This window comes from Methanolobus sp., assembly GCF_030682845.1.
Taxonomy (GTDB): domain Archaea; phylum Halobacteriota; class Methanosarcinia; order Methanosarcinales; family Methanosarcinaceae; genus Methanolobus.
Genome location: NZ_JAUXNK010000046.1, coordinates 1 through 24747, shown reverse-complemented (window position 1 = coordinate 24747; position 24747 = coordinate 1). Strand labels below are relative to the sequence as shown.

Annotated in this window: 28 protein-coding genes and 2 tRNA genes; 11 read left to right on the top strand and 19 right to left on the bottom strand. The window is 46.1% G+C overall.

Annotated elements, in window-relative coordinates; all coding sequences use genetic code 11:
• Positions 1-33 precede the first annotated feature (33 nt).
• Entirely contained in the window at positions 34-240 is a 207-nt protein-coding gene (locus Q8J68_RS04945; protein WP_305310489.1) for a helix-turn-helix transcriptional regulator, read from the top strand.
• Between the two features lie 11 nt (positions 241-251).
• Entirely contained in the window at positions 252-794 is a 543-nt protein-coding gene (locus tag Q8J68_RS04940; protein ID WP_305310428.1) for a TOBE domain-containing protein, read from the top strand.
• A 15-nt stretch (positions 795-809) separates the two neighbouring features.
• On the opposite strand, the gene Q8J68_RS04935 is transcribed toward Q8J68_RS04940, so the two are convergent.
• The 8 genes from Q8J68_RS04935 to Q8J68_RS04900 all read right to left on the bottom strand — a co-directional run bounded on the left by Q8J68_RS04935 (position 810) and on the right by Q8J68_RS04900 (position 7907).
• Complete coding sequence (locus Q8J68_RS04935; RefSeq protein ID WP_305310427.1) at positions 810-1934, bottom strand: SO_0444 family Cu/Zn efflux transporter; 1125 nt, start codon at positions 1932-1934, stop codon at positions 810-812.
• The gene (locus tag Q8J68_RS04930; RefSeq protein ID WP_305310426.1) at positions 1931-2284 is read right to left on the bottom strand and encodes a helix-turn-helix transcriptional regulator; all 354 of its coding nucleotides are present in this window, start codon (positions 2282-2284) and stop codon (positions 1931-1933) included. The genes Q8J68_RS04935 and Q8J68_RS04930 overlap by 4 nt, the downstream gene beginning before the upstream one ends.
• Before the next feature lie 70 nt (positions 2285-2354).
• On the bottom strand, positions 2355-3122 hold the full coding sequence (locus Q8J68_RS04925; RefSeq protein ID WP_305310425.1) for an energy-coupling factor transporter transmembrane protein EcfT: 768 nt from the start codon (positions 3120-3122) through the stop codon (positions 2355-2357).
• A complete protein-coding gene (locus Q8J68_RS04920; protein WP_305310424.1) occupies positions 3119-3949 on the bottom strand; it encodes an ATP-binding cassette domain-containing protein in 831 nt (276 codons plus the stop codon). The genes Q8J68_RS04925 and Q8J68_RS04920 overlap by 4 nt, the downstream gene beginning before the upstream one ends.
• Positions 3940-4755 (bottom strand): energy-coupling factor transporter ATPase, encoded by an 816-nt coding sequence (locus Q8J68_RS04915; protein WP_305310423.1) that lies wholly within the window; start codon positions 4753-4755, stop codon positions 3940-3942. Before Q8J68_RS04915 ends, Q8J68_RS04920 begins: the two co-directional genes overlap by 10 nt.
• Entirely contained in the window at positions 4752-5306 is a 555-nt protein-coding gene (locus tag Q8J68_RS04910; protein WP_305310422.1) for a biotin transporter BioY, read from the bottom strand. Before Q8J68_RS04910 ends, Q8J68_RS04915 begins: the two co-directional genes overlap by 4 nt.
• A gap of 374 nt (positions 5307-5680) precedes the next feature.
• On the bottom strand, positions 5681-7297 hold the full coding sequence (gene thsA, locus Q8J68_RS04905) for a thermosome subunit alpha (protein WP_305310421.1): 1617 nt from the start codon (positions 7295-7297) through the stop codon (positions 5681-5683).
• A 169-nt stretch (positions 7298-7466) separates the two neighbouring features.
• Positions 7467-7907, bottom strand: coding sequence for a hypothetical protein (locus Q8J68_RS04900; protein WP_305310420.1), 441 nt, complete (start codon positions 7905-7907; stop codon positions 7467-7469).
• A gap of 195 nt (positions 7908-8102) precedes the next feature.
• Between Q8J68_RS04900 and Q8J68_RS04895 the strand changes: the two genes are divergently transcribed.
• On the top strand, positions 8103-8288 hold the full coding sequence (locus Q8J68_RS04895; protein ID WP_305310419.1) for a hypothetical protein: 186 nt from the start codon (positions 8103-8105) through the stop codon (positions 8286-8288).
• Positions 8289-8601: 313 nt separating this feature from the next.
• Here Q8J68_RS04895 and Q8J68_RS04890 read toward each other — a convergent pair whose 3' ends face one another.
• Positions 8602-9951 carry a hypothetical protein gene (locus Q8J68_RS04890; RefSeq protein WP_305310418.1) on the bottom strand — a complete coding sequence of 450 codons (1350 nt, stop codon included), beginning with the start codon at positions 9949-9951 and terminating at the stop codon, positions 8602-8604.
• A gap of 292 nt (positions 9952-10243) precedes the next feature.
• Between Q8J68_RS04890 and Q8J68_RS04885 the strand changes: the two genes are divergently transcribed.
• On the top strand, positions 10244-10807 hold the full coding sequence (locus Q8J68_RS04885; protein ID WP_305310417.1) for an SdrD B-like domain-containing protein: 564 nt from the start codon (positions 10244-10246) through the stop codon (positions 10805-10807).
• 46 nt (positions 10808-10853) lie between these two features.
• Here Q8J68_RS04885 and Q8J68_RS04880 read toward each other — a convergent pair whose 3' ends face one another.
• From Q8J68_RS04880 to Q8J68_RS04870, 3 genes are all read right to left on the bottom strand, one after another.
• Complete coding sequence (locus Q8J68_RS04880; protein ID WP_305310416.1) at positions 10854-11723, bottom strand: ribonuclease HI family protein; 870 nt, start codon at positions 11721-11723, stop codon at positions 10854-10856.
• Between the two features lie 149 nt (positions 11724-11872).
• Positions 11873-12676 (bottom strand): hypothetical protein, encoded by an 804-nt coding sequence (locus tag Q8J68_RS04875; protein WP_305310415.1) that lies wholly within the window; start codon positions 12674-12676, stop codon positions 11873-11875.
• Positions 12677-13881: 1205 nt separating this feature from the next.
• Positions 13882-13953: transfer RNA gene (locus Q8J68_RS04870), tRNA-Arg, on the bottom strand.
• Positions 13954-14077: 124 nt separating this feature from the next.
• Between Q8J68_RS04870 and Q8J68_RS04865 the strand changes: the two genes are divergently transcribed.
• Both Q8J68_RS04865 and Q8J68_RS04860 read left to right on the top strand, forming a co-directional pair.
• Complete coding sequence (locus Q8J68_RS04865) at positions 14078-15259, top strand: redox-regulated ATPase YchF (protein WP_305310414.1); 1182 nt, start codon at positions 14078-14080, stop codon at positions 15257-15259.
• Positions 15260-15293: 34 nt separating this feature from the next.
• Complete coding sequence (locus Q8J68_RS04860) at positions 15294-15959, top strand: undecaprenyl diphosphate synthase family protein (RefSeq protein ID WP_305310413.1); 666 nt, start codon at positions 15294-15296, stop codon at positions 15957-15959.
• Between the two features lie 32 nt (positions 15960-15991).
• Here Q8J68_RS04860 and rimI read toward each other — a convergent pair whose 3' ends face one another.
• Complete coding sequence (gene rimI / locus Q8J68_RS04855) at positions 15992-16411, bottom strand: ribosomal protein S18-alanine N-acetyltransferase (RefSeq protein WP_305310412.1); 420 nt, start codon at positions 16409-16411, stop codon at positions 15992-15994.
• 84 nt (positions 16412-16495) lie between these two features.
• Between rimI and Q8J68_RS04850 the strand changes: the two genes are divergently transcribed.
• The 3 genes from Q8J68_RS04850 to Q8J68_RS04840 all read left to right on the top strand — a co-directional run bounded on the left by Q8J68_RS04850 (position 16496) and on the right by Q8J68_RS04840 (position 19175).
• Entirely contained in the window at positions 16496-16993 is a 498-nt protein-coding gene (locus Q8J68_RS04850; protein WP_305310411.1) for a hypothetical protein, read from the top strand.
• A 152-nt stretch (positions 16994-17145) separates the two neighbouring features.
• Positions 17146-18423, top strand: coding sequence for an ATP-binding protein (locus tag Q8J68_RS04845; RefSeq protein WP_305310410.1), 1278 nt, complete (start codon positions 17146-17148; stop codon positions 18421-18423).
• Between the two features lie 11 nt (positions 18424-18434).
• On the top strand, positions 18435-19175 hold the full coding sequence (locus tag Q8J68_RS04840) for an MBL fold metallo-hydrolase (RefSeq protein WP_305310409.1): 741 nt from the start codon (positions 18435-18437) through the stop codon (positions 19173-19175).
• A gap of 27 nt (positions 19176-19202) precedes the next feature.
• Here the strand turns inward: Q8J68_RS04840 and Q8J68_RS04835 are convergent, their stop codons facing one another.
• From Q8J68_RS04835 to Q8J68_RS04825, 3 genes are all read right to left on the bottom strand, one after another.
• Positions 19203-20126, bottom strand: a complete 924-nt coding sequence (locus Q8J68_RS04835) for a DUF5803 family protein (RefSeq protein WP_305310408.1) — start codon at positions 20124-20126, stop codon at positions 19203-19205.
• Between the two features lie 80 nt (positions 20127-20206).
• Entirely contained in the window at positions 20207-20998 is a 792-nt protein-coding gene (locus Q8J68_RS04830) for an ABC transporter permease (protein ID WP_305310407.1), read from the bottom strand.
• Positions 20995-21891: an ABC transporter ATP-binding protein gene (locus Q8J68_RS04825; RefSeq protein WP_305310488.1), complete on the bottom strand. Its 897-nt coding sequence runs from the start codon at positions 21889-21891 to the stop codon at positions 20995-20997. The genes Q8J68_RS04830 and Q8J68_RS04825 overlap by 4 nt, the downstream gene beginning before the upstream one ends.
• A 135-nt stretch (positions 21892-22026) precedes the next feature.
• Between Q8J68_RS04825 and Q8J68_RS04820 the strand changes: the two genes are divergently transcribed.
• Both Q8J68_RS04820 and Q8J68_RS04815 read left to right on the top strand, forming a co-directional pair.
• Complete coding sequence (locus tag Q8J68_RS04820) at positions 22027-22434, top strand: fasciclin domain-containing protein (RefSeq protein ID WP_305310406.1); 408 nt, start codon at positions 22027-22029, stop codon at positions 22432-22434.
• 136 nt (positions 22435-22570) lie between these two features.
• Positions 22571-22750, top strand: coding sequence for a CxxC-x17-CxxC domain-containing protein (locus Q8J68_RS04815; RefSeq protein ID WP_305310405.1), 180 nt, complete (start codon positions 22571-22573; stop codon positions 22748-22750).
• 252 nt (positions 22751-23002) lie between these two features.
• Here Q8J68_RS04815 and Q8J68_RS04810 read toward each other — a convergent pair.
• The 3 genes from Q8J68_RS04810 to Q8J68_RS04800 form a co-directional block, all read right to left on the bottom strand.
• Positions 23003-23080 (bottom strand) — tRNA-Pro (locus Q8J68_RS04810).
• Positions 23081-23129: 49 nt separating this feature from the next.
• Entirely contained in the window at positions 23130-23855 is a 726-nt protein-coding gene (ribB, locus tag Q8J68_RS04805) for a 3,4-dihydroxy-2-butanone-4-phosphate synthase (protein ID WP_305310404.1), read from the bottom strand.
• Positions 23856-23857: 2 nt separating this feature from the next.
• Positions 23858-24529: a winged helix-turn-helix domain-containing protein/riboflavin kinase gene (locus Q8J68_RS04800; RefSeq protein WP_305310403.1), complete on the bottom strand. Its 672-nt coding sequence runs from the start codon at positions 24527-24529 to the stop codon at positions 23858-23860.
• Positions 24530-24747 lie beyond the last annotated feature (218 nt).

Genomic DNA, 24747 nt, shown 5'->3' with positions numbered 1-24747 from the left:
GAAAAGGTGATGTTGAGTGATCAAGAGGCAAAGATGAAGACCAGGATAAAAGAACTGAGGGCGAGATACGATATGACACAGGAAGATCTGGCCACTCTTGTGGGGGTAAGAAGGGAAACCATTGGATTCCTTGAGAAAGGCAAATATAATCCCTCACTCAAACTTGCCTGCAAGGTTGCAAGATGCCTGCAAACGAGCATTGACGAACTATTTATATTCGAGGAAGAAGACCTCAAATGAAAGAGTGTTAGATGAAGGATATGGAAACAAAAACAAAGGTATGGCTGACATCGGAAGGGAAGCCGCTTATCGGTGCAGGGAAAGTAGCTTTGCTCAAAGCAATTGATGAGGAACGATCTCTCAGAAAAGCCTGCGGGAAACTGGATATCTCCTACAAGCATGCATGGAATGTGCTCAATACAATGAGCGAAAGACTGGGAAAGGACGTTGTGACAACCGTACGAGGAGGTAAGGACCAGGGCACTTTCCTGACAGAGGATGGGCGCCATCTTATCCGGGAGTATGAGCACAACAGGGAGTTCCTTGAAGATACTATGAAAGACGAAGGCTCCTGGGAGAATATCGGGCTGAAGATATCCGCACGTAACAGGATACCGGGTAAAGTGACTAAGGTGGAGCGTGAAGGACTAGTCTCAAAGATAACACTTGAGATCGAGTCCTCTGTCCTGACATCCATCATTACCAGCGAGGCTGTCGAAAGGCTTGATATCCAGCCGGGGGACAAGGTCTTTGCAATAGTTAAATCTACCGAGGTCCTTATCGGAAAAAAGTAAAGCCTTAATGCAGCTTTACTGCCTGCACTGCTTTCTGGATATACCGTACACGATGAACGGAATAAGTGCCAGTGCGAATGCAATCTTCACCGGTTCCGGTAATATCTCGCTTGCACTGCCGACCACAGCACTTGCCTCGATGCCCATTCTGAAATATACCAGGTCAAGCAGTAGCCCAAAGCCCAATGAGCAAATTGCTATTGTTCCAAGGTAGATTGCAGCACTTTTTTTGCCGAGAAATTTCGTTACCATTGTAATAGTTGCCGCGTTGGTTGCAGGTCCGGCAAGCAGGAAAACGAATGCTGTTCCAGGGCTCATTCCTTTTGCTATGAGAGCTGCAGCCAGCGGTGTGGAGGCCGTGGCGCAGATGTAGAGGGGGATACCAACTATTAGCATGAACATCATAGAGGTAATGCCACCGCCCAGGTAAGAGCTCACAAGCTCATAGGGAACTGCATATGATATGATGCCTGCAAGAATTATGCCAACTACCAGCCATTTTGAGATGTCGCCCAGAAGCTCGACAAAGGCATATCTCAGGCCTTCTTTAAAGCGGGCAGGTCCGGAAAGGACACTATCTTTTACAGAAGAAGGCTGGCAGGAGCAGGATGCATCACTGCATGCAGTCAAAGGTACTGAAGGCTGCATCATTAGGATGTTCTTTTTATCAGCTACTTTTTTTTCAGGGAGATGAGGTTCTTCGTGATTGAGGAAATTCTCTGCAATCCCTGCCGAGAGAGCTGTTACAAGAGTTGCCAGCGGGCGGAACACTGTCATTATAGGGTCAAGCAGGGCATAGGTTATAGTAATTGAATCCACACCGGTTTCAGGAGTGGATATAAGGAAGGACAAAGTGGCACCCTTTGTAGCACCCTTCTTCTGCAGGGATAGCGCAGTGGGAACTACACCGCACGAACAGAGAGGTATAGGAATACCCAGCAATGTTGCATGCAACGCCGACCTGATCTTTCCCGCGGAATTGCCAAGATACTTCATGATTTGTCTTTCAGGAATGTACACATGCAGAATACCTGCTATCACAAATCCAAGAAAGAGATATGGAGCCATTTCCACAAAGAGGCGCCAGGATTCCATCGCAATTCCTGTAAATGCAGCGAAGATAGTTCCCATCATGATCATTCACACTCAGAGACGTGCTTCCTGCACATTTCAACAAAGGTCTGCACATGTTCGTCAGCAATATGGTAGACTGCAAATCTGCCTTCTTTTTTCACACGCACCAGATCAAGCTGGCGAAGTGTCCGCAGGCTGTGGGAGATGGCGGGCTGGGAGATACTGAGTGCCTGTTCAAGTTCCTTGACACAGAGGCCGCCCCGGGAAAGCAGGAACAGTATCTTCAGGCGGGTTTCGGACTGGAGGGCACTAAAGATATTGCACATCCTGCAAAGTTCCTCTTCGGAAGGAACGTTTTGCGATAAAAGGGATATCGATTTTTTATCAGCACATACATGCTCGACATTTTCAGCCATGAATATATGAACATATGTGCATGTATTTATGTGTACCGGGGCATAAACAGGCATGCAGGCAAAATGGCCCTTAAACCAGTAAGAACATCACAATACCAAAAACGAGTAAAGCTGCAAGATCATTTTTCTGCATCACAGGCTCATTAAGGGAACTGCGGTTTACCCCCTGATAGCAGCGGCTTTCCATGGCCACAGCCACTTCTTCTGCAGAGATGAAAGCGGTGCGGACCATCGGGACAGAGAGAGAATACACAGCTTTGAAAGGATTTCGAGCCATATCCAGGCCACGTGAGACCTGTGCATCCCGGAGATGACTGAAACTTCCATAAAGAAGGGGTACAAAATGTAATGACAGGAACATCATGGTTGCAAGGTCAAAAGATGAGATCCCCAGCCTCTTCAGAGGCAGAGGGCGGAGCATTTTTTCTATTCCCGTTGTCATTAACGATGGAGCTGTGGTGGCCGTGAGAAGTGAAGCGAACATCAGCAGGAAAAGGAATCGCATGCTCATTAGAACTCCAAGGGCAAGTCCTTCGTAGGTGGCATCAAGGCCCACCAGGGAGAACAGAGGATTCCCTTCAGTAAGGAAAAGCTGTAGGATGAAAATAATACCCAGGAACATTAACATCGGCCTGACTGCACTGAGGATGACCCTGACAGATATGGATGAAATCAGGGCCAGTAAAAAGAATACAAGGGCTACGACAGCCATTTCCCTGAGAGATGAAGAGATGAAGATACTGATACTTGCTATCAGCATTCCGGCTATTTTTACCCGGGGGTCGAGCCTGTGAACTATAGAGTTACCCGGAACGTACCTGAAGAAAAGAGTGTTCATCTCCTCACTGCCTCCTTTGTGTTTAAAACGCGGGAAATCTCACTGAAGGCATCATCTATATTGAAAATGTCACCCCTTACGTCAAAACCCTTCCTGCGCAATTCTTTCATAAGGCATGTTATTTCGGGAAGATGAGAAGGTGCATGTTTTACATATTCAGCAGGGGTTCCGCCAAATACAAGATTTCCCTGATCGAGCAGGAAAACCCGGTCTGCAACAGAGAGCAGGTCGGACATCCTGTGGGATACCACGATAACAGAGGTTCCCCTTGAATTCAGGTGCCTTAACGCAGACAAAAGGATTTTTTTGTTCTCAGCGTCAAGTCCGGAGAAAGGCTCATCCAGGACAATGTAGTCCAGCCTGGAGGCCAGAACGCCTGCTATGGCAACCAACCTCATCTGGCCTCCGCTCAGGCGAAAAGGGGAAACGGAATATATTTCTTTGCCAAGCCCGAGGAGCTCCAGGGCAGAATGCACCTGCAAGTCCAGTTCATTACCCCTGTATCCAAAATTCCGCGGTCCGAAGGCCACATCCTCAAAAACGGTCCTACCAAACAGTTGTTGCTGCGGGAACTGGAAAAGCACACCTACCCGGGCCTTCACTTTTTTCTCGTGTGCGGCCATGCCATCGACTGTCACCTGCCCTGAAAAAGGTTTGAGCAGACCGTTGAAATGTCGGACAAGTGTCGATTTGCCAGAGCCGATCTCACCGCCAATGAGAACAAACTCACCTTTGTCGATGGAAAGACTGACATCTTCAAGAGAGGTCTTCTCAAGAGAAGTACCCCGATCGTATCTAAAGGTCAGATTCCTGACATCTATGGACACAGAGCCTCCAGCAGTTCATCCTTTGTAAGAGCCAGTCCGATGTCAGGAAAACCAGCTTTTGAAAGCATCAGTGAAAGTGCCACAACCGGGGGCAGTTCAATGCCATACTTTTCAAGATCATGATGTAGGAACACATCACGCGGAGATGCATCTGCTACAACCCTGCCTGAGTCCATGATGACCAGACGATCAGCATTCATAGCTTCTTCAAGCCGGTGAGTAACATAAATTACAGTAGTGCCTTTTGCATGGATGCGCTTTACAGTATCAAGCACTTCTTTTCTTGAGAATGGGTCGAGCATGGAGGTGACTTCATCAAAGATAATACACTCAGGTTCCATTGCAAGCACGCCTGCAATTGCAACTTTCTGTTTCTGTCCACCGCTCAGGGATCTTGGGGAATGGGACCGAAGTTCGGAAATACCTAGCGTCTCCAGGGACATTTCCACAAGCTCCCTTATTTCAGAAGGAGGAAGACCCAGATTCTCCGGGCCAAAAGCTACATCCTCTTCAGCGGTCATCCCGACAAACTGCGAATCCGGATTCTGGAAGACCATGCCAACTGTCCTGCGAATGTCAGGATGGTGTTTCTTCTGTGATGTACACAACCCATTGACAGATACACAACCTCCGGACGGCAGGAGCAAAGCGTTGATATGCCGGACCAGAGAAGACTTACCGCTGCCGTTCCTGCCTGCAATTACAACGAATTCCCCTCTGCCAATGTGCAGGTTCACTGAATTCAGCGCAGGAGTCCCATCCGGGTAACTGTGGAGAAGGTTGCTTATCTCAATCATAAGGGTCATTCAACCGGGTATTTTGCAACTATAAATGAAGAGAGGGCCAGTTTCAGCAGATCCCCTGGCAGGTAGGGGAGAACACCCAATACTATCGCGCTGTCCATTGATATCTGTGCAACATACATAAGGTAACTTGCACCGAACAGATATATTATAAGCAGCCCTGCAAACATGAATACAGCATTTTTGAGTACACTGGAAGTGCCTAACTTCTCAGAGAATGCACCGATAACAAGAGCAGCAACTGCAAAACCCACCAGATAGCCACCTGTGGGCCCTAAAAGCACGCCAATACCCGAGGAACCACCTGAGAATACGGGCAGTCCTACAATACCCAGCAGCAGGTAGACTATTACACTCACAAGACCCCATCGTGCACCGAGCATTGCCCCTGCAAGGAATATGAAAAGTACCTGCAGAGTTACCGGGACAGGGCTGATGGGAATGGGTATCCTTATAAATGCCCCTACAGCTATCAGCGCAGCAAAAAGGGAGGCCAGTGCCATTTTCCTTATGTCGCTCTGATAGTGATTTTCTTGAAGGTAACTTTCATTCACAGTTATGCTCCTTTTTTATATGTTCCTTTCACTCCTTCTGCCTACCTCCGGTCCATCGTCTTCCTGGTTCCCAGGTTCGGTACGATACATCTCACAGAGGTTTACAATAAGGAGCAACACAGACTGCATAAAACTGCAAAGCTTCATCTGAACACAGGCAATACAGAGTACGCAAGCATTGTCAACCTTTTTTTTCACATGGTTTACATGGTATAAAAAACTTATCTCTGAAACAAAATAGAAAGATATGGGTTTACAATACAACCTGAAAAGGTCTGAAAAGGATTTGTGAAAATCAAAACAAAACAGCCGGAATCAAAAAATATAAGTGTGCCGGAGTACCGGCACTATATACAAATGGACTTTTTGGAAAATTACATACCCATGTCAGGCTGGGGCATTCCAGGAGGCATTCCTGACTTCCTGGAGCTTGCAACCACATCATCAATCCTGAGAATCATTACGGTTGCCTCTGTTGCAGCATTGATAGCCTGGGTCTTGATCCTGAGAGGTTCAAGGACATCCATATCGTACATGTTCACTACCTGACCGGTGTAAACATTAAGACCTGCATTCTTGTTGCCCTGCTCGTGCTGGGAACGCAGTTCGATAAGCATATCAATAGCGTCCAGACCTGCATTTTCAGCAAGGGTTTGAGGAATGATCTCGAAGGCTTCTGCAAACTTGCTGACAGCAAGCTGTTCCCTGCCCTTGAGAGTTGCTGCGTATTCCCTGAGCCGGAGTGCAAGCTCGATCTCCGGAGCGCCACCGCCTGCGACAATCTTCCGGTCTTCCAGCGCTACACCCACAACACATAATGCATCATTGAGTGCGCGTTTGAGTGAATCAACGATGTGCGTTGTACCACCGTGGAGTATAAGGGAGACTGTTTTCTCTTCCCTGCATCCGGTGAGGATGGTCATCTTGGCACCGTTAACGTCACGCTCTTCTACAATTTCGGCAGCTCCAAGGTCACTGGGCCTGATGTCAGTGACATCCTGGAAGAGGGTCGCTCCTGTTGCCTTTGCCAGCTTCTGGAGGTCGCTCTTCTTAATCCTTCTGCATGCATAGATACCAGCCTTCTCAAGATAGTACTGTGCAAGGTCGTCAATGGCCTTCTGGCAGAACACAACATTTGCGCCGCTTGCGATGATCTTGTCAACCATCTCCTTGACCATTCTCTCTTCCTGCTCTACGAAGAGCTGCATCTGGTTTGGAGAGGTGATCTTGATCTCTGCATCCTTTTCGATCTTATGGAACTCTATTGCAAAGCTCGCCAGCAGGATCTTCGCATTTTCGATCTTCTTTGGCATGTTTGGCCTGACACGCTCTTTGTCAATAATAAGACCAGGAACCAGTTCCGTGTCAAGAATACTTCCACCTTCCTTCTTCTCGATGGTTATGTCACTGACATCGACCTTGGTACCATCATCTGTTTCCTCGGCAACCGAGATAACAGCATCGAGAACGATATCTGCAAGGAATTCCTTGTACTCGCCTTCGCCTTTACCTGTAAGGGCGGTCTTGGCAAGTTTTTTCAGTGTTTCCCTGTCATCCTTGGAAACGTCTATTGTGATCGTTTCGAGGATCTCAGCGCATTTCTTTGCAGCGTGCCTGTATCCTGAGGCGATTATTGTGGGATGGATGCCTTTCTCGAGAAGCTCTTCAGCTTTTGCGAGAAGTTCTCCTGTAAGCACGGCTGCTGTAGTAGTACCGTCGCCGACCTCGTCGTCCTGGGTCTTTGAGACCTCGACCACCATTTTTGCTGCCGGGTGTTCGATATCCATTTCCCTGAGAATCGTTGCACCATCATTAGTGATCACAATGTCACCTAATGAGTCTACAAGCATCTTGTCCATACCCTTGGGGCCAAGGGTGGTCCTTACTGCCTTTGCTACGGCTTTACCTGCAAGGATATTCATGCTTTGCGCATCTCTTCCGCCTGATCTCCTGCTGTTGCTTCCTGAAACGAACCTGGGCTGTCCTGCCAAATTATAACCTCCTTATAATCATGAATCATTCTACCGCTGTAGAAAGTTAGTGTTAGTTGCCATCAAGTATCCGGGATACTCATGCTGCTCAATCTAAATGCAAGCAGTTCTATATAAAGATAACCGGTCAGTATCCAAGACTAAAATAAGAAATAGAAGATAAAATAGATCAGGGCCTGTTGTATAACTTGTCCAGATGTGCACCTATAAGGCAATACACATGCTGCCTGTAACGTGCCGGATCAGGGATGTTGAAAAAGGACATACCTGGATTCGGGGCATTGAAAAGAGAATTAGCTCCCGCATTCCAGCCTACGTTAGTTATCACGAGCGAACTTTCCATTTCATCCACCATGGCCTTGACTTTACCGAAATCTTCGATGGTCCCTCCCCTTTCACTTTCATTAAAGTTCGGAGACTTGCCGCCCGTATTAAGCTCCAGTTGCTGCAGAGCAAAACTATATGTCCTGAACCACTGGACATCATCATCATTCAGATCTATGACACCCTGCCTCGCATCCTGATGCAGGCTCTTCATCAGCAGAGGAATGTCGTATGATCTGAACGTATTATTCTTTGATTTCTCAAGAAAGATAGCTGGCTTACCCATAATAATATACCCCGTTGCATGAAGTTTATTCTGATTAAAAGATGGTAGGCAATGCAAATAAGCATTTTGTCCGAAAGTACTCTTGTTGGTTTCAGTACATCAGTAAAAGTTAAAGAAGGGCTGCAGGAGCTATAGACCCTCCAGGGACTAGGATATTTATCCCCTTAAAATTTCCCAGGACCTGCCATTACCCGGATGAAGCCAGGCCTAGCAGACCACGAGACTCCTTATACAAGCATTCTTGATGAACTGGATCATATCGTGCCGGAGAAGGAATTCCTGGTCAGAAAGATTATCTGTGTCAAGATACCGATGGAATATTTCCTTAAACTCATTGAAAGTAGTTTCATCTTTTTTGTTCATGCAATACTCCTGAAATGAACAATTTATAATATCTAATTAGAAAAATAAATATAAATACTTATCTATTATAATAGCTGCGCATCATCAAAAACATAAAAATTCATGACTGAAAGAATAGAACTAATATTTTTAATTAGTTATCAATCCTGCAAAAACCACAGACATTATTATAAATAAATATATAGTAAAAACAATCATTATTCTCACATTTCCGGGACATACATATCTGCTCATCAGGCCATCTCCTGTTGAAAACAATATCAATTAAAGTCAGAATGAACCACATCAAAAAAGAGGATGAAGGAGAGAGGACAGGGTCATCTACCCCGTCTCAGTCCATATCACCCGTGGTAATGCTGTACTCAAAGTTATCTGCATTTACAGGAAGTATGCTCAGTGTCCATTCGCCTGCGGCACCTGAGACCTCATAGACTTCAGTATAAACAGTACCAGTGCTCTGATAACCAAAGGATGCGGGGGAGGTCATCGGCTCCATAGGGCTTGTACCGTAGGTGACCTGTCCCTTTGTAGTTGTCCTGACGAGCTGCATATCTACCTGCTGGCCACCCTGCATCATTGAGACTTCGAACGAAGGAGACAGACTGGATGACCTGGTACCATAGATACCATAATCATATACGCTTGTCGTGATCTCTATCCTCATTGTACCGTCAGTGTAAGTGGTGAACTCCCTGACGAAAGCTTCAGAGGGCTGCTCCCATACTGTGAAGTACAGCTGCACCTGGCCTTGCCAGTCACGCAGGGCCGGATCGTCTATCCCAAGATCAATGGTACCGCTGAAAGAGCCAGTTGCATCCTGAGGTACGTCCAGCCTTACTTTTACAATTACCGTTTCACCGGCCTTGATTACAGAAGGGGCATCCACCGTGATGGCACTCTCATCAATTACAGCCATTGAAGCACCTCCATACCTGACAGAAGACACAGCCTCAGCATAATAGATATTGTTTATGAGTACTTCGGGGTCCATTGCAATATCCTGCTTACCCACGTTGGTTATCTTGACTTCATAGTCATAACTGCTGCCTGCCTCAACACGGTCATTGATGTAGGTTGTCCCGATCTGGACGCTTGGAGGGGTCCAGACATCTATTGACATCTCCAGGGAGCCGCCGTACACAGGATACATAGTGTAGTTCTGTGCATCAAACTCCCCAAAGACCAGGGTTGCATAATAGTACCCCAGGTCTGCATTTTTGGGAATGCTTATCCTGACAAGGAACTCCTGTTTTGCATCCGGCGCAAGTTCAGAGGATGCTGGTGTTACGACTACCCATTCATCCTTGAGATAGTTCTGGGTGTAGGGCTGGATGACCAGTGTCGGATCGATGGAAGCGGTTTCATCTCCCCTGTTGGTGACACTGACCTTTATCTCCCTGCTCTCGCCGGGCTGCAGCCTCACATTAGTATAACTTGGTTTTACGACAATTTTGCTCATTTCCCCGTAAGGATAAGGATAGATCACCATATCCGTGGAGATGGCCATGTCTCCTGCATTTGCAGGCTCGGAAGATACACCGGAGCCTGCAGAGGAGACCATCTTTACTTCTGTGTTGAGCGATTGGATCAAAGGCATTCTGCCATCTGCCATTGCACCTGATACAAAGAGCGAACTGATAACCAGCAGCCCTATTGAAATATAGATCAAGGATTTCTTCATAAATCACACCTCTTGTTGTTCTCAGTACATCTAGGGAGTGTACTTATTAAAGAATTGTGTAAACTTCAGTGCAGTTCGCACTTATTCACGTCAGAGAATATTGATTCCATAAATATCGGGAAGTCGGGTGAACAAAGCCCCCAGATATATGGCAATCAAAAGATTCTGAGCCGGGACAGATCAAGCCTATGTAACGCTGTTACTTAACTTAATTTAGGAACATTCTTATAGAAGAACGCCTTGCAAATTAATGGGAAATATCCTATTTCCTAAAAAGTGGTGGTGAAATATGATGAAAAATAGTACGAATAGTGTAACGTATAGATTGAGATCACTCGGGATTGCATTGATCGTCATAACCTTGCTGATAGCATCAGCATCCCAGGCTTTGGCTAATTCCGGACCATGCGAAGTTGGAAAGATTGGCGATCGTGTGTGGGAAGACATAAACTTCAATGGGATACAGGATGAGGGAGAGCCTGGCGTGGAAGGCGTGACGGTGAACCTTTATAAATGTTGTACAATGATCCCTGTTGCAACAGCTACAACCGATGAAAATGGATCCTATTGTTTTGAAGACATACCTGCCAATTACCAGAGTTATTACATAGAGTTCGTGCTCCCGGCCGGATGGAAATTCACTCTTGCAGACATAGGACACTATGCCACTGACAGTGATGCTGATCCAGTAACAGGCCTGACAGAATGCACAAACCTTGCAAACTGTGAAGAAGACTATACCTGGGATGCCGGCCTGGTGCGTATGACAAACGATATACCGGAGTTCCCGACAATCGCCTTGCCCATGGCTGCGATAATAGGACTGGCATTTATCTTCAGGCGCAGGAATGAGTGAGTTCGGCACTCATTTTTTTGATTTTGGGATCATACTTGAAGGTTATTTAGAATGCGTAAGTTCTCCTGTTCAGATAGTATTTGGCTCCAGAGGCTTTCACCTTCTTTTTGGACCGGGAGTTGCGGTTTTTAGTCTTGTCGGCGCTGCTGTTGCTGCCTTGTTTCTTGTTATTCAGGATATCGAATCTCATTTTATGGATTGCAAGGTCCATTGCAAGGCCCCTGAGCATCCACCGGAGTGCCTGCGCCTGATAATGTTTGCTTCTCTCCTTTTTTCCAGGGAATGCTTCAGCAACCATCCTCACAGCCTTGTCCCCGGCCATTGCCTGCAGTTCGAAGAGGCCCTTGTCGGATAGTATGTCCCTTGAGGCCGTATGTAAGCCTTTGAACATGGAATTAGCGGGAAATGGTATGGAGTTCATCCGGGCTATCTTCTGCCTGAGATTTCCCGATACCGGAGCGTCCTCCAAAGAGATGAGAAACTCCCGGTCATCCGGGTAGAGTATGCGAACCTTCCCCTTGGTCTTTGACAGCCGGTCAGCCTGCTGGTTCTGTGCTCTGGGCACCCAGCGGAAATGAACATCGAGCTCATACTCCCGGATGATAGCGACAATATCCCGGTAGATATTCCAGATGTCATCATTCATGACAGGGTAAATACCCCGCAGCTGGTAGATCACCGTCTGGCTGTCCCCCATAACAACCAGAGGTCCCTGCCCCTCAGCCCTGACATATTCAAGCATGCCCTTCTTAAGGGCGAGATATTCTGCAAAAAGAGCGCTGTTGCTGTTGTCTTTATCAAGCCGGTCGTTTCCGAGTATTGAGAAGGAGTTGTTCTGTAAAGTTACAACCCAACCTAACCCCATGCAACCTCCCGGATTCGGTGTGCATGAGCCGTCAAAGGTTATTGCATCCATGTCTTTCGTACTGGTATGAATCATCTTCAGCCGTACACAGGATAATAATCCCTTGAAATATTATATTGAGTTAATTAGATATTAATGTGAGGTATGGGAAATATGGAGGAGTATATATGTTAGAGGTGGCGGGGAAAATATAATTCTATTCAGCAAAAAGCCAGGAACATTATTTCCCTGGTCCTTTCGATCAATTCCCGGACTTCGTCTTCCTGCGGCTCTTCATCCGGATGGGTGCATTTATCCCTTAAAGTTGCGAGATGATCCATAGATCCGAGGATTTGTGAATCATGGTCATGCAGCTTATTGGATCCAAGAAGTTTTTGAGCCATTGTGACCATTGTGTCTTCAGGTTCCAATACAATCCCGTTCACTTCGCACAATGCCCTTAAGTATCTTTCAAGACCAAAACCTGCAATAATACCTGCCTGGCGGATAGATCCTTGCTGATATAAACTTTCAGCTTCTTCAAGTCCGGAATTCACCAGATCTGCCGTTATCATTCTCTTGTAGTTGTTCTTACTTAAGGTGATAATAGGCTCTATTGTGTGCAGCATGCGGACCTGGGCATCAAAACCGGAGGTGAATCCTTCTTTTAAGTGCTTTTTCTCATTAGAGTTGGTGTCAGGGTCTTTCAGATCGATCAGGCTCAATATCCTCCCGTACATCCCCGTGAAACTCTCATACTTCGCTCCCCTGCCCCTGCCCAAATATTGAAGAGCAAGCTTTCGGCAGGCTTCATACCAGACCTCATATTTCCTCAAAAGGGCATGTTGCAGCAGCTCGTTCTTGGAATTGATGATACAGACCTTATATTCGACATTCGGCAATCCCGAAGAACCGTCATCAACACACCTCATCCTTTTCTGGGTCGTACCTTCCAGCAGGTCCATGTACATTTCTTCGATCTCTTCGGCCTCTTGAATATATGTGTCAATGTCTGGATCGTTCATGCGTAGTAGAATAGTGAAAAATCTATATAAATAAACGGAATTGGCAAGATTTTGCTTAGAGAGGATATCCCATAAAAAGAGCGTTATTAGCGGTGTCTTTCCCAAGCCAGTCTTTTCTTAGAATTGAGCAGGGATTGTTATATAGGGTTCAACTCAAATCAAGCCTACTCACTTTATTTTGACGTTCCAATCGATGAATTTTTTCTAAGCGATAGGATTCTTGTAATAGCACAAAAAACCAAAGGTACAAAAACTCCAAAAAAATAACCTATATAGTGAGCGAGTGAGTTAATTATGACACCGTTTTGTAGGATATTCTGAGGAACTAAAATTGGAAGAACAAATATAGAAACTATAGTGAAAGGCAATACCAAAGTAAGATATAACTGCTGAAACATAGATAGTTTTCTCAACCAATTTTTAATCTTAAAACGATTTTGCACTATTTCTTTAAAGGTTTCCTTTTGTAGAAAGATTAAAAATACAGCAATTGTTAGTATCAATATAGAGTGAAACATTTCAGAGGGAATATTTCCGAGAATCATATAAAGGTTCAGGATAACGAGTAAATAAAGAGAAGTAATCTTTATAGTTCCACAGCAATATTTTTTCAAGAATTTATACAACGAATATGCCAAATAGCCAAACATAGAGCTAACTATTCCTGAAAATCCCTGATAAGTTGTTTGTAGAACAATTGTGTTTAAGGAGATTATTGATATTAACCAAGGTAGAATTAGAAACATAAAAATGGAATATGCGTAGAAATCACGTTTTTTTGTCTCGAAATTGAAAATTAAAAAACAGACAATAAAATAAGATAAAAAATTGCCAGCGAAGTGTTGTGAACTGCTGTGAACATAGTTAGATAAAAAAAGTGTGAAAAAACTTACATTAGATGGATTTAAAATGAAATATGATTCTTTCAAGTTAGTTGGAAGCTTAAAAATGAAGAAAAGTAGTGACGGAATTAGCACAAAATAGGACAGCTAATCATGTTTTTTCCAATTAGCTGTAAACAAATGCATTGACAATAGCAATTCAAAGTAAGGCCTAATACCTTTTAGCATTTTTCACAATATTTAATTCAACATTTATATTTATTTCTTCACTTAGTTTGAATATGAGGTATCATTTTTAGATATAGAATAAGTAGCTTATAAACTCAAAAAACTATTTCCTTAACAAAAATAAGAAGAAATTTACGTCCCGACCGAGGATCGAACTCGGGTCTAAGGCTCCGCAGGCCTCAAGGATATCCGCTACCCTACCGGGACACTTGGTTCGTGTTCTAATGTCCTGCTTAGATATAAAGATTATTGCCTGAGAGGATATTGAACTTGCGGGTGAGAGGGGAAAGCATTGATAACAGTTAAATCCTGCAACAGTGATTAGTTAAGCATGTCAATGACCATAGGACTTGCAGGAAAACCCAATTCGGGAAAATCCACATTCTTCAAGGCCGCCACAATGGCGGACGTGGAGATAGCGAATTACCCTTTCACCACCATCCACGCCAACCGCGGAGTCACTTATGTACGTGCACAATGTCCCTGTGTCGCACGGCCCAAACGCTGCGGACACTGTGTTGAAGGCATTCGATACGTACCCGTAGAACTCATCGATGTAGCAGGACTCGTACCGGATGCACATCTGGGCAAGGGGCTTGGGAACACATTCCTGGACGACCTGAGGCAGGCGCAAGCCATCATCCACGTGATAGATGCATCCGGAGGTACCGATATCGAAGGTAATCCCATAGACATCGGAAGCCATGACCCTCTGGAAGATATCGACTTCCTGAACCACGAGATAACCATGTGGATGTTCGGCATCCTCAAACGCAACTGGGAAAAGCTCTCACGCAAGATCCAGGCCGAAGGTCTCAAGATCGAGAAAGTACTCGCCGACCAGCTTGCAGGAGCAGGAGTGGACGAATACCAGGTCATATGCTCGCTTTCAGAGTGCAAGCTTGACCACAGCCACATCAAATGGACCGACGAAGACCTCATCAGCCTCTGTGACGTCATGCGCATGATCAGCAAGCCCATGATGATCGCAGCCAACAAAGAGGACATAGCACCGGAGAAGTTTGTCAGCAACCTCAAGGCACTGGACCAGATAGTAGTCCCTACAAGCGCTGCCGCCGAGATCGTACTCAAATCCGCATCAAAAGGCGGAGCCATCAAATACAACTCCGGGGATGAAGACTTCGTCATACTCAAGGAAAACCTCACACCAGCACAGAAAAAAGGTCTGGAAAGCGTGCGCTCGCTACTCAAAAAGACAGGCGGCACAGGCGTCCAGGAATGTATCAACAGAGCTGTGTTCGAACTGCTTGAGCTCATAATCGTATATCCCGTGGAAGATGAAGGAAAGTGGTCAGATAAGAATGACAGGGTGCTGCCGGATGCATTCCTCATGAAGAAAGGCTCAACAGCCCATGACCTTGCCTATAAGATACACTCGGACATAGGCGACAGGTTCCTCTACGCAGTCGATGCGAAGACCAAGATGCGCCTTGGGGAAAAACACGAGCTTAACAACGGCGATGTCGTAAAGATAGTTTCCACTGCAAAATGACCGGCTTAAGATGAGATAGCATCTTCAGGACACTATGAACATTATCACCTCTTTCTACGAAAAGTACCTCCTGGAACAGATAACCAGAACCTCGGCAAAAGTACCGGAGCATGTGTCCCTGGTACTTTCCGAGACTGACCTTCTTCATCCGGGAGGTTTTGTAAAGCTCAGGGACTACATATCCTGGTGCAGGCAGCTTGACATCAGGATCACAAGTATCTATGTGGATGTGCTGGATACGGAAGAGCAACTCAGGACAGAGATTATCGGACAGCTCACACGGAAACTCTCCGAAGTGCTGTCAAAAATGCCTCAGGGACTCGGTTTTGAGATTTACACCGCCGATGGCGAACTCAGTGCCAGAAGAGATGCCACAGAACTGCTGGTGTACATCTCCGTAGGATTCGGGGGGAGGGAAGAGGTCACTAAAGCTGTACTGTCCGTCCTTTCGGATGTGAAGGAAGGCAGGATATCGCCTTCAGATATCACGGAAGCAACTATCGAATCCCGGCTGAAGGTAAAGCACGAGCCGGACATATTCATCCGTTCCGGCGGCAAGCACCTGTCAGATTTCCTGATCTGGCAGGCAGTATATTCAGAGCTCTATTTTACGGACGTTAACTGGCGTAACATGAGGAAATTAGACATCCTGAGAATAATCAGGGACTTCCAGAAAAGACAGAGGCGGTTTGGCAGATAAAATCAATGAACATCCCGCAAACAGATATAGGATCATATTTTCCTGGTCATAATGATCGCATCGTCATCCAGATAGTAACCTGCAACGGTGCCACTTTTTTTAAAGCCGTAGTTTGCGTAAAAAGCCTGTGAGCTTGTGTTCTTTTGCCCAACCTCCAGAACCATCACGCGATATCCATATAACTTAACAAGATCTATGCACCACTCAAGGAGCTCCGTACCAATGCCCTGCCTGCGAAACTGAGGGTGTACGGCAATGTTCTGGAGATGAGCCTTCCCTTTGGAATCACCGATCATGGCATAGCCCAGGATATTGCCTTCCCGCTCGTATACCACAAAGCCCGGATTGTTAAGATGGGCCTTGAAAAGAAAGTCAGGCCATGGCACATCAAAAGACAGTTCTTCGACCTTCACTAAAAAAGGAACATCGTCTAAGGTCACCCTGCGTATCATATTCTCATCCCGGACGCTGAATCATTTATACAGCTAGTATATATAGGTAATACCTACTGGATACATTATGAATAAGGAGCAAGCATGCCACCCTTTGGAGTTATAGTCTGTCCCAGATGCAGGGAACATGCGCAGATACTTGAACTTGCCTGCGCGAAAAAGACAAGATGCCAGAAATGCGGGGCATCCCTTGAAGTAAGGAAACTGCGAGTTCTGTTCTCATCCGACAGCCTTGAAGAGGCAGTATCCGCAAGGACGCTCCTTCAGGCGAGGGTGCATAAGCTGGAGGAAGAGATGGAAAGCGTGCTTGCAGTGGAAGGAAAGAGAGTCACTGTGACAAAAGAAGAGACTGAGGCGCCTCCCGTGGTCTGGCAGGACAAAAGACCGCCTCCAAAAAGAAGCCCTTTGCAAGTGATTCTTCGGTTACTGAGGTCAAATGGGGGAGAAATAGAGACCGGTTTTTTGATATCCCTGGCAAAAGAGCAGGGTATAGATGAGCAGAAACTGGAAGCCATTCTTGAAAAACTCAAAAGCACTGGAGAGATCTACGAGCCCTTCACAGGAAAGCTCTGCCTTGCATAGGAATAAAATAAGATGTCCGTGTTTTGGGATATTAAAAATTGTATTAAATTACTATACAAAAGATATATTTGAAATGAGACCTTATATATAATGTCTCAACGATTGCAAAACCCTGCATATCCATAGTTTAAGTTCATTCTATAGGTAAGAACATGTCCGATACAACGTCTGATATCATTGAACTGCTGCTTACTGCACAAATATATAACAAGTACCTGGAACTGGATGTAAATGACCTCCCCAAGAACATCCGTAAATATTACTGGAGCAGGGAGCAGAGAACGGTCCCAAAACCCATCAGGGTGAAAACACTGGATATTGAAAAGATGTTTGAGATCAGCAAGGTCAATGGCATGCTGAACTCACTGCCATTCGTCAGTATAGACGACATGGAATTCTCGGTGAAGATCACAGCCCTTGAAGTCGGAGCGGACTGGTTCCAGAAAAAGGAAGATGCAATGGATAAGATCGCCCAAAATCCCACTCTTGCTTTTTACTACGAAAAGAAACATGTCCAGGGTGCAGATTATGGTACTGCCAAGTCTAAGGCCAGACCCAAGGAAGTTGACAGGGAATGGATAGAATCCCTCATAATGGAAATACAGAAGGAAGAGGGTGGCGAGGACATGGTCAAACTTGCCGAGATAAGCGCTCCCGAAGACATCAGACAGACACTTAAGGAATTTATCCTTACACCTGCCCAGGAAGAAGATGTCAAAAAAATAGTAAAGGCTATCCAATACAGGGAATATCTGAAACGTATCGGCCTCTATGATGTGGGCAAGATCCTCATGGTAGGGCCGCCGGGGACAGGAAAAACCTCACTGGCAAAGGCAATGTCAGAGCATCTTGCCATCCCCTTTGTGGAAGTGCGGCTGTCCATGATAACCGACCAGTACCTCGGCGAGACTGCCAAAAACATCGACAGAGTGTTCGCACTTGCAAAAAGATTAAGCCCCTGCATACTTTTCATTGATGAGTTCGACTTTATCGCAAAGACCCGCTCTTCAGATGAGCACGCTGCCCTTAAGAGAGCTGTCAATACATTGCTCAAGGCCATAGATGGCATCAGCCTTACAAATGACGGTGTGCTCCTGCTGGCTGCGACCAACCATCCCAAGATGCTTGATTCGGCTGCATGGAGGCGCTTTGACGACATTATGCAATTCCCGCTTCCGGACACGGACATGCGCAAGAAGATACTTGACATCGTTATGAAAGAGATTCAGGGAGAATTTGACACACACGAGGTCGCCTCTCTCACACATGGCTACAGCGGCTCCGACCTTCGCATGATAATCCGGGAATGTGTGCTCAGTGCGCTGATGACCGAACGCATGGAGCTTACACAGAAAGACCTGATCAGTGCTGTTGCAAAGTTTGACGAGCGAGCTGTGCTGAAGACCAACGAATACGATGCTACGATGTAAATGTGGTGCCCATGAGAATAACGCTTCTGGGCACAGGCGATGCTACAGGGACACCTGTTATCGGATGCAACTGCCCGACATGCCAGGATGGATATCGGGGAGGGAGAAGTCAGAGGACCAGATCTGCAATACTGGTCGAGTCTGACAGGGGCGCGGTCCTGATAGATACCGGGCCCGACCTTCGCACCCAGATGCTGAAAAACAATATAGGACGTATCGATGGTGTAATATGGACACACGGCCACTATGACCACTTTGCAGGTTTTGCCGAATTCCACAGGGTACAGTACAATGTGGATGTCTATGGATTAGTGGAAACCCTTGATTACATTTTCGAGTACCTGAAATTCATGCATCCCAAAAGGCACAATATACCATTGTATAAGCCTTTTAATCTGATAGGACTGGAATTCACACTCTTTGAAGTGGTGCACCCGCCTGCAAAAAAACCTGTGGGGATTATCATCAGGCATGCAGGAAAGAAGGTAGTCATCACGGGAGATTGCCAAAGGAACATACCACAGAAAAGCATGCAGCACATCATGAACCCAGACCTCCTTATAGCAGATGCGATAGTACCTCCGACGGTCGGGGTCAAAAAGCACATGAACACCGACGAAGCAATGGACCTTGCCCGGGAGACTGGAGCAAAGGATGTGGTGTTCACGCATCTGAGCCATTTCTTTAAACCACATGATGAGGCCGTAGAGGACTATCCTCTGGCCTATGACGGAATGGTCTTTGAACTATAGAAAAAGCAAATTGAAGATATTAATTCATCAATTCTTACCTTTTTTATTTTTATCCTTACCGGGGAAACTTTCCTCAACACTTTCCCTTATTCTGGCAAGGCGTTTTCTTTCCCGTCTGCTCCTGGAAAGTACAAGGAATGCCGCCAGACCAAGGATACCGCCTGCAGCCATCAGGCCCATGGGAGCTGACTCTGAGTAGTACTTGATACTTATTGCCCTTGGCGCCTGATTTACCTGGGAGATAGTATTGTTAGAGAAGATCTGTAACCTTTCAGTGATACTGCCTGTAGCTGTCCCCTGATTCACCCATACCAGATTCTTCCTGCCAGAGGAATCATAGTAAGTATCATCAGGTCCGGGGGTTGTCTTTCCGATAAGGGGATTACCGGTAGTGTATCCTTCAGGGAGAACAAAGCGCACGACAGAAGGCGGTGTTGTGATATGCAGAAAGTCCTGTCCGCGCGGGGTGGTCATTGTGAACGCTACAAAGCCGGTAATTGGTTCGCTGAAGGTAATATAAATATGCTTTTGTCCGCGTATCACGTCCTCAGAAAGAGTATAATTGATATAAGCAGGCTCAACTGAGCTTGAAAGGTTCATAAAGGTCGTGACAGATGCTTCCAGGTTACTTGAATAATCACCCAATACCACGATATTGTTTACAGGGTCCTCATTTGAAGAACGCAGGTCCTCAAGAGGGATTATATCTATCACAGACTCATTCTCTACCATATAGACTGCTTTTGTGAGTCCTTCTCCTGTGAGATAGAAAGTGGAGGTGGGTATAAACTCCTCATCGATAAAACTATAATTGGTAAAGGCTTCAAATTCATATACAGATATGTCTCCCATGCTGGTCTGCTGATCAACGGGAACAAGCTCGTCGATACATCCCCCTGCAAGGAAAACGAACATAAGGATGCAAAATGCCAGTGTGATCCTTTTTTTCATCATTACACAATCGGTGATGTATTTTATCAAGATATCGCTACGTTTCATGGAAATGGAGTATTCTTCCCATAAATAAAGGCTCAAACGATAAGTCTCTTCTTCATCATATTTATTGACACCAGGAGCAGGATTGCACAGACAACTATAATCCATGCGAGATCGAACAGGAGCACAGGCTCAAGTGTCCCGTACCCGATCAGGCGGATACCGTTGACTATGTGTGTAAGCGGAAGGAAGGCGATGGCAAAATACTGTACGGGCAGAGGCAGTGCGCTGAGGGGGAAGAAAGTACCGCTGAACAGGAACATAGGAGTGATAAAAAGCAGTACAGGATAATTGATAGACATTATATTGGGAGTAACTGCGGTGAAACACATGCCTATTGCTGCAAAGAGCAGGCCTCCCAGGAAGGCGAAGGGTATTATCAACAGTGCATACCTTATATCTATCAGGCCAAACAGTGCTATCACAGGTATCATCACCGCCGCATTGATCATGCTCCTGGTAGCGCCCCAGAGCAACTCTCCGGCAATCACATCCTCAATAGTTACAGGGGTTGCGATAATAGCATCGAAAGTCTTCTGGTAGTACATACGCACATAGGAACTGTAACTGCATTCAAAGAACGATGCGTACATCACGGAAATAGCTATGAGTGCAGGAGCGATGAAATTTGCATATGGCACGCCGTCGATGTCCTCGACAAACCTGCCAAGCCCGAATCCAAGAGCCGCCAGGTAGAGCAGAGGTTCGAGGAAAGGAGGAAGGAAGTTCAGCTTGATGTCCTTCATGAAAACGTCCTTGTTCCGCTGCCAGACCTTGTAGGACTTAGAGCTGACTTTGGGGAGACTGAAATACTCGGAAATCCTCATTCCCGGAGCCTCCTGCCCGTAAGTTTGAGAAAGACGTCTTCAAGGGTTGCCGGCCTTGCACTCAGCTTTGAAAGGGAGCACTCCATTGTCAGGTACTCTGCTATCTGTTTAGGGTTGTCTGTGTAGATATGCACAAGGTCACCTATAACCTCATAGTTTGCCTCCTTCTTCTCCAGGCAATCGATAAGTTCCGGGTTGTGCTCAGCTTCCACAATGCCTGAACCAACATATTTCTCAATGACCTGCGCAGGACTGCCTTCCACGAGGATCTTACCATAGTCCATCACAACCAGCCTGTCACATAGCTTCTCTATTTCGTCAAGATAGTGTGAGGTCAGTACTATTGTCACTCCCTGCTTCTTGAGGGAACGGAGCTTGTCCCAGATCATATGGCGTGCCTGGGGATCAAGACCCACCGTAGGTTCATCGAGTATGAGCATTTTAGGACGATTTATAAGTGCGCGGGCAAGGATAAGACGGCGTTTCATGCCTCCGGAAAGACTCTCTGTCATTGTGTCCTTCTTGTCTTCCAGGTGGACGAATTCCAGCAGTTCATTGGCCCTTCTTTCAGCTTCATCGCGGGGTATGTCAAAATACCTTGAGAATACAAGGAGGTTCTCATACACGGTGAAATCCATATCGAGATTGTTTTCCTGGGGAACCACGCCCATATGGGATTTTATTTCACTGGGATGCGACATGGTATCCAGCCCGAATATCTCCAGGCTTCCTGATGTAAGAGGAGAGACACACTGGATCATGCGCATGGTAGTGGTCTTGCCGGCGCCGTTTGGCCCCAAGAAACCAAACATTTCACCTTCCTCAATAGTGAAGCTGACATTGTCTACTGCAACAAGGTCCTTATATTTCTTGACAAGCTCCCTGGCAACTATAACCGCTGCTATAAATCATCACCCTTATGGAAGTTGTGGGGAACGTTCTTATTCTTTTCGATGTCTGGTCTGTAACTGCACTGAAAGCGAACCGGTTTTTAATGTAAAGGTACAATTAAGAACCGGAGAAACAAAATGGCTGAATTGAATAACCTGATAGACACCGCCAGAAAGAAAGGTTCATTCTCAACCCTTGTTAAAGCTGCAGAAGTGCTTGAGCTTACTGGAAAGTACAGTAAGGAAGGACCATATACGGTGTTCGCACCTGTAGAGTCGGCTTTTGAAGCAATCCCTGCCGAAGTGATAGACGAATCGTTCGAAGATCATCCGTATCTGCTGGGGATAATCAATTATCATATAGTGAAAGGTAAATACACAACAAATGACCTGCAGAGCCTTACTTCGCTTGAGACTGTTAGCGGAAAGGTACTAAAGATAACATCAAACGGCGTATTCAAAATAGATAGCGCGAAAATAATAGAAGCAGATATCGAGTGCACTAACGGCATCATCCATGCGATTGATGAGATACTTATACCCTAAATAGACACTGTAACAATAGTTCTTTAAGTCAGAGGTGTCTAAATAGTATTACCGATCGATCTTACAGAATGCATCAGGACAATATACACCTAATAGCGCTCTTTTTGACCGGTCGATCAAATAGGTGGATTAAATAATGAGTGACAGAAGAAGTGGTGGCGGTTTCAGACCGAGCGGTCCAAGAGAGATGCACAAGGCAAAGTGCGCAGACTGTGGCCAGGAAACGGAAGTTCCTTTTCTACCGGATCCCGACAGACCCGTGTATTGCAGGGAATGTTACCAGAGCCATAAACCCAGCAAGCCTAATAGGTATTGATAAGCAGGAGATCACTGCTGTACAGGGCCATTGGCGTTGTATTTCAGGATTGAAAAGCAGGATATATTAAAAGGGAACAATTTAAGACAAAATCTTAAGCCAGTATACTTCTGGCTTATAGTATACTTTTTTGAGCAGGATTTTTTGTGAATAAATGGTGGGACCGCGGAGATTTACAACCCAGATAACGCTTCTGGAGCGCGAGAAGAGGTGTAACACTGCGTGTAACACCTCAACAGCCAATGATTAAAATGGTGGGACCGCGGAGATTTGAACTCCGGTCGCTAGACCCCCAGCCTAACAGGATGGACCAGGCTACCCTACGATCCCGCGGGAATGATACTTAATACGCGTACCAGTATTTCACTCTTTCTGATGCTTAGGCCCTGCTCAGCCACAAATCATAAGCCTTAACGACTTCCCCGCCTTCGACAAAGACCAGGTCCTGATCCTTTCCATACTTAATAGCATCTTCTTTTGAAAGCGCACGTCCGGTATTATCGTCCAGCATCTCGCATACGACCATGGCTGGAGTTATGCCAGCGATCTTTGCAAGAGCAATGGATAGTTCGGTCTGACCCATGCGTTCATGAACAAGAGTCCTTGCTGCACGCAGGGTTGCAACATGTCCTGGTGTGCGGAACTCTTTTCCAAAATCAGGAATTTCCCCATCCAGCGCCCGATCGACTATCTCTCCCAGTTTGTTGATGGTCAGCGCCCTGTCGTTGTCAGGGATGCCTGTGCGGGTGTCCCTGTGATTGACCCAGATTGAAAATGAGGAGCGTGAATCGTATTTGAGGTCTCCGCCCTTTTCAACGATGTTGTTCAGGGATTCACTGCGCTGACTTGCATCGCGAAGGATATCAGCCATGAAAGGCAGGCCTAGTTTCTCTGAAGCGTGGGGGTCGAGAGCCACACATATAAGGCCGCCTGCATCCTTGCGCATCCATTTCACATCAGCCGGGGTGACAGATTTTGCAGGGATCGTGAAGTCGGTCTCAGCCTCACGTCCTTCCAGATCGAAAAGAAGTATCATTCTGCCATTTTGCAAGGCTTCGATAGCCTTGCTTATATTATCGCTGTATCCGTTTGTAACCGAACTCATCTTCATTCACACCTTTGTGGGTCCCTTACCACTATCCTGACCTTGTCGCCATCGTTTATCCGTAGCATTTCCCGCAGCTTCACAGGGGCTATTATCTCAAGCAGGTCCGCAGGGTAATGTGTCCGGTCCGGGATAATGACCGCTCCCTTGATGCCCTCTATCTCTATCTGATAACATTTGCCTCCCCCGAAACTGCGCTCGCCGTCACTGAAGCCGTGGACAACTACAGGCCTTATGAAAGCCATTCTGTCCCTCATCTCCGCACTCGGGCCATCGAGTCTGACATTAAGGGTTCCCGGGTAGGGTTTAAAACCCAGCTTGTCCCTGAACTGGGACATGTAACCTTCCCTGGATATGTAATATTGACCTTCTCCAAGCCCTGTAATGATATTTCCGTAAAGATCAATATCATTGTGGTCCCTGCAAAAGATGGTACTGTATTCGACATACTCATTTTTGAGCAGGTCCACACCTTTTTCCCTGAGCTGGACCATCTGCCCTCCGGCCACCATCTGCCTCTCTATATACTGCTCATCCTCAAGCTGTTTGAGGACCCTGGCAGCCGTCTTGGAGCTGGTTGAGGTGTACCTTGTGAACTCGCTGGAGGATATCTTGACCGGCTTTCCAATTGCCCCAAGCAATGCCAGTTTTTTGAGGGATTCGGTCCTGTACATAGTATTGCCATCTCAAATATGAGTAGAATCTCATATATGAGGAGTGGGAGATAAAGGTTTTGATGGTAGAAAATGCTTCGTCCTGTGAGGTGGAAAGTGGTTTTGGGTTTTCATGCGAAAGGGAAACTGGCACAGGTCGTAGAAAGATAGATAGGAAGATGACTACTCCAGCAGATGTTTCAGGCTCTCTATCCCATAATAGGAAGCTACGGTAACCA

Coding starts and splice junctions, on each gene's coding strand:
- Q8J68_RS04800 (WP_305310403.1), bottom strand. CDS start 24,529: ATGTACAGGACCGAATCCCTCAAAAAACTGGCATTGCTTGGGGCAATT.
- Q8J68_RS04820 (WP_305310406.1), top strand. CDS start 22,027: ATGGCTGAATTGAATAACCTGATAGACACCGCCAGAAAGAAAGGTTCA.
- Q8J68_RS04835 (WP_305310408.1), bottom strand. CDS start 20,126: ATGAAAAAAAGGATCACACTGGCATTTTGCATCCTTATGTTCGTTTTC.
- Q8J68_RS04930 (WP_305310426.1), bottom strand. CDS start 2,284: ATGGCTGAAAATGTCGAGCATGTATGTGCTGATAAAAAATCGATATCC.
- Q8J68_RS04925 (WP_305310425.1), bottom strand. CDS start 3,122: ATGAACACTCTTTTCTTCAGGTACGTTCCGGGTAACTCTATAGTTCAC.
- Q8J68_RS04895 (WP_305310419.1), top strand. CDS start 8,103: ATGAAGCCAGGCCTAGCAGACCACGAGACTCCTTATACAAGCATTCTT.
- Q8J68_RS04880 (WP_305310416.1), bottom strand. CDS start 11,723: ATGGATGCAATAACCTTTGACGGCTCATGCACACCGAATCCGGGAGGT.
- Q8J68_RS04840 (WP_305310409.1), top strand. CDS start 18,435: ATGAGAATAACGCTTCTGGGCACAGGCGATGCTACAGGGACACCTGTT.
- Q8J68_RS04885 (WP_305310417.1), top strand. CDS start 10,244: ATGAAAAATAGTACGAATAGTGTAACGTATAGATTGAGATCACTCGGG.
- Q8J68_RS04945 (WP_305310489.1), top strand. CDS start 34: ATGAAGACCAGGATAAAAGAACTGAGGGCGAGATACGATATGACACAG.
- Q8J68_RS04815 (WP_305310405.1), top strand. CDS start 22,571: ATGAGTGACAGAAGAAGTGGTGGCGGTTTCAGACCGAGCGGTCCAAGA.
- Q8J68_RS04850 (WP_305310411.1), top strand. CDS start 16,496: ATGCCACCCTTTGGAGTTATAGTCTGTCCCAGATGCAGGGAACATGCG.
- Q8J68_RS04915 (WP_305310423.1), bottom strand. CDS start 4,755: ATGACCCTTATGATTGAGATAAGCAACCTTCTCCACAGTTACCCGGAT.
- ribB (WP_305310404.1), bottom strand. CDS start 23,855: ATGAGTTCGGTTACAAACGGATACAGCGATAATATAAGCAAGGCTATC.
- Q8J68_RS04900 (WP_305310420.1), bottom strand. CDS start 7,907: ATGGGTAAGCCAGCTATCTTTCTTGAGAAATCAAAGAATAATACGTTC.
- Q8J68_RS04875 (WP_305310415.1), bottom strand. CDS start 12,676: ATGAACGATCCAGACATTGACACATATATTCAAGAGGCCGAAGAGATC.
- Q8J68_RS04830 (WP_305310407.1), bottom strand. CDS start 20,998: ATGAGGATTTCCGAGTATTTCAGTCTCCCCAAAGTCAGCTCTAAGTCC.
- Q8J68_RS04860 (WP_305310413.1), top strand. CDS start 15,294: ATGAACATTATCACCTCTTTCTACGAAAAGTACCTCCTGGAACAGATA.
- Q8J68_RS04890 (WP_305310418.1), bottom strand. CDS start 9,951: ATGAAGAAATCCTTGATCTATATTTCAATAGGGCTGCTGGTTATCAGT.
- Q8J68_RS04935 (WP_305310427.1), bottom strand. CDS start 1,934: ATGATCATGATGGGAACTATCTTCGCTGCATTTACAGGAATTGCGATG.
- Q8J68_RS04845 (WP_305310410.1), top strand. CDS start 17,146: ATGTCCGATACAACGTCTGATATCATTGAACTGCTGCTTACTGCACAA.
- rimI (WP_305310412.1), bottom strand. CDS start 16,411: ATGATACGCAGGGTGACCTTAGACGATGTTCCTTTTTTAGTGAAGGTC.
- Q8J68_RS04865 (WP_305310414.1), top strand. CDS start 14,078: ATGTCAATGACCATAGGACTTGCAGGAAAACCCAATTCGGGAAAATCC.
- Q8J68_RS04940 (WP_305310428.1), top strand. CDS start 252: ATGAAGGATATGGAAACAAAAACAAAGGTATGGCTGACATCGGAAGGG.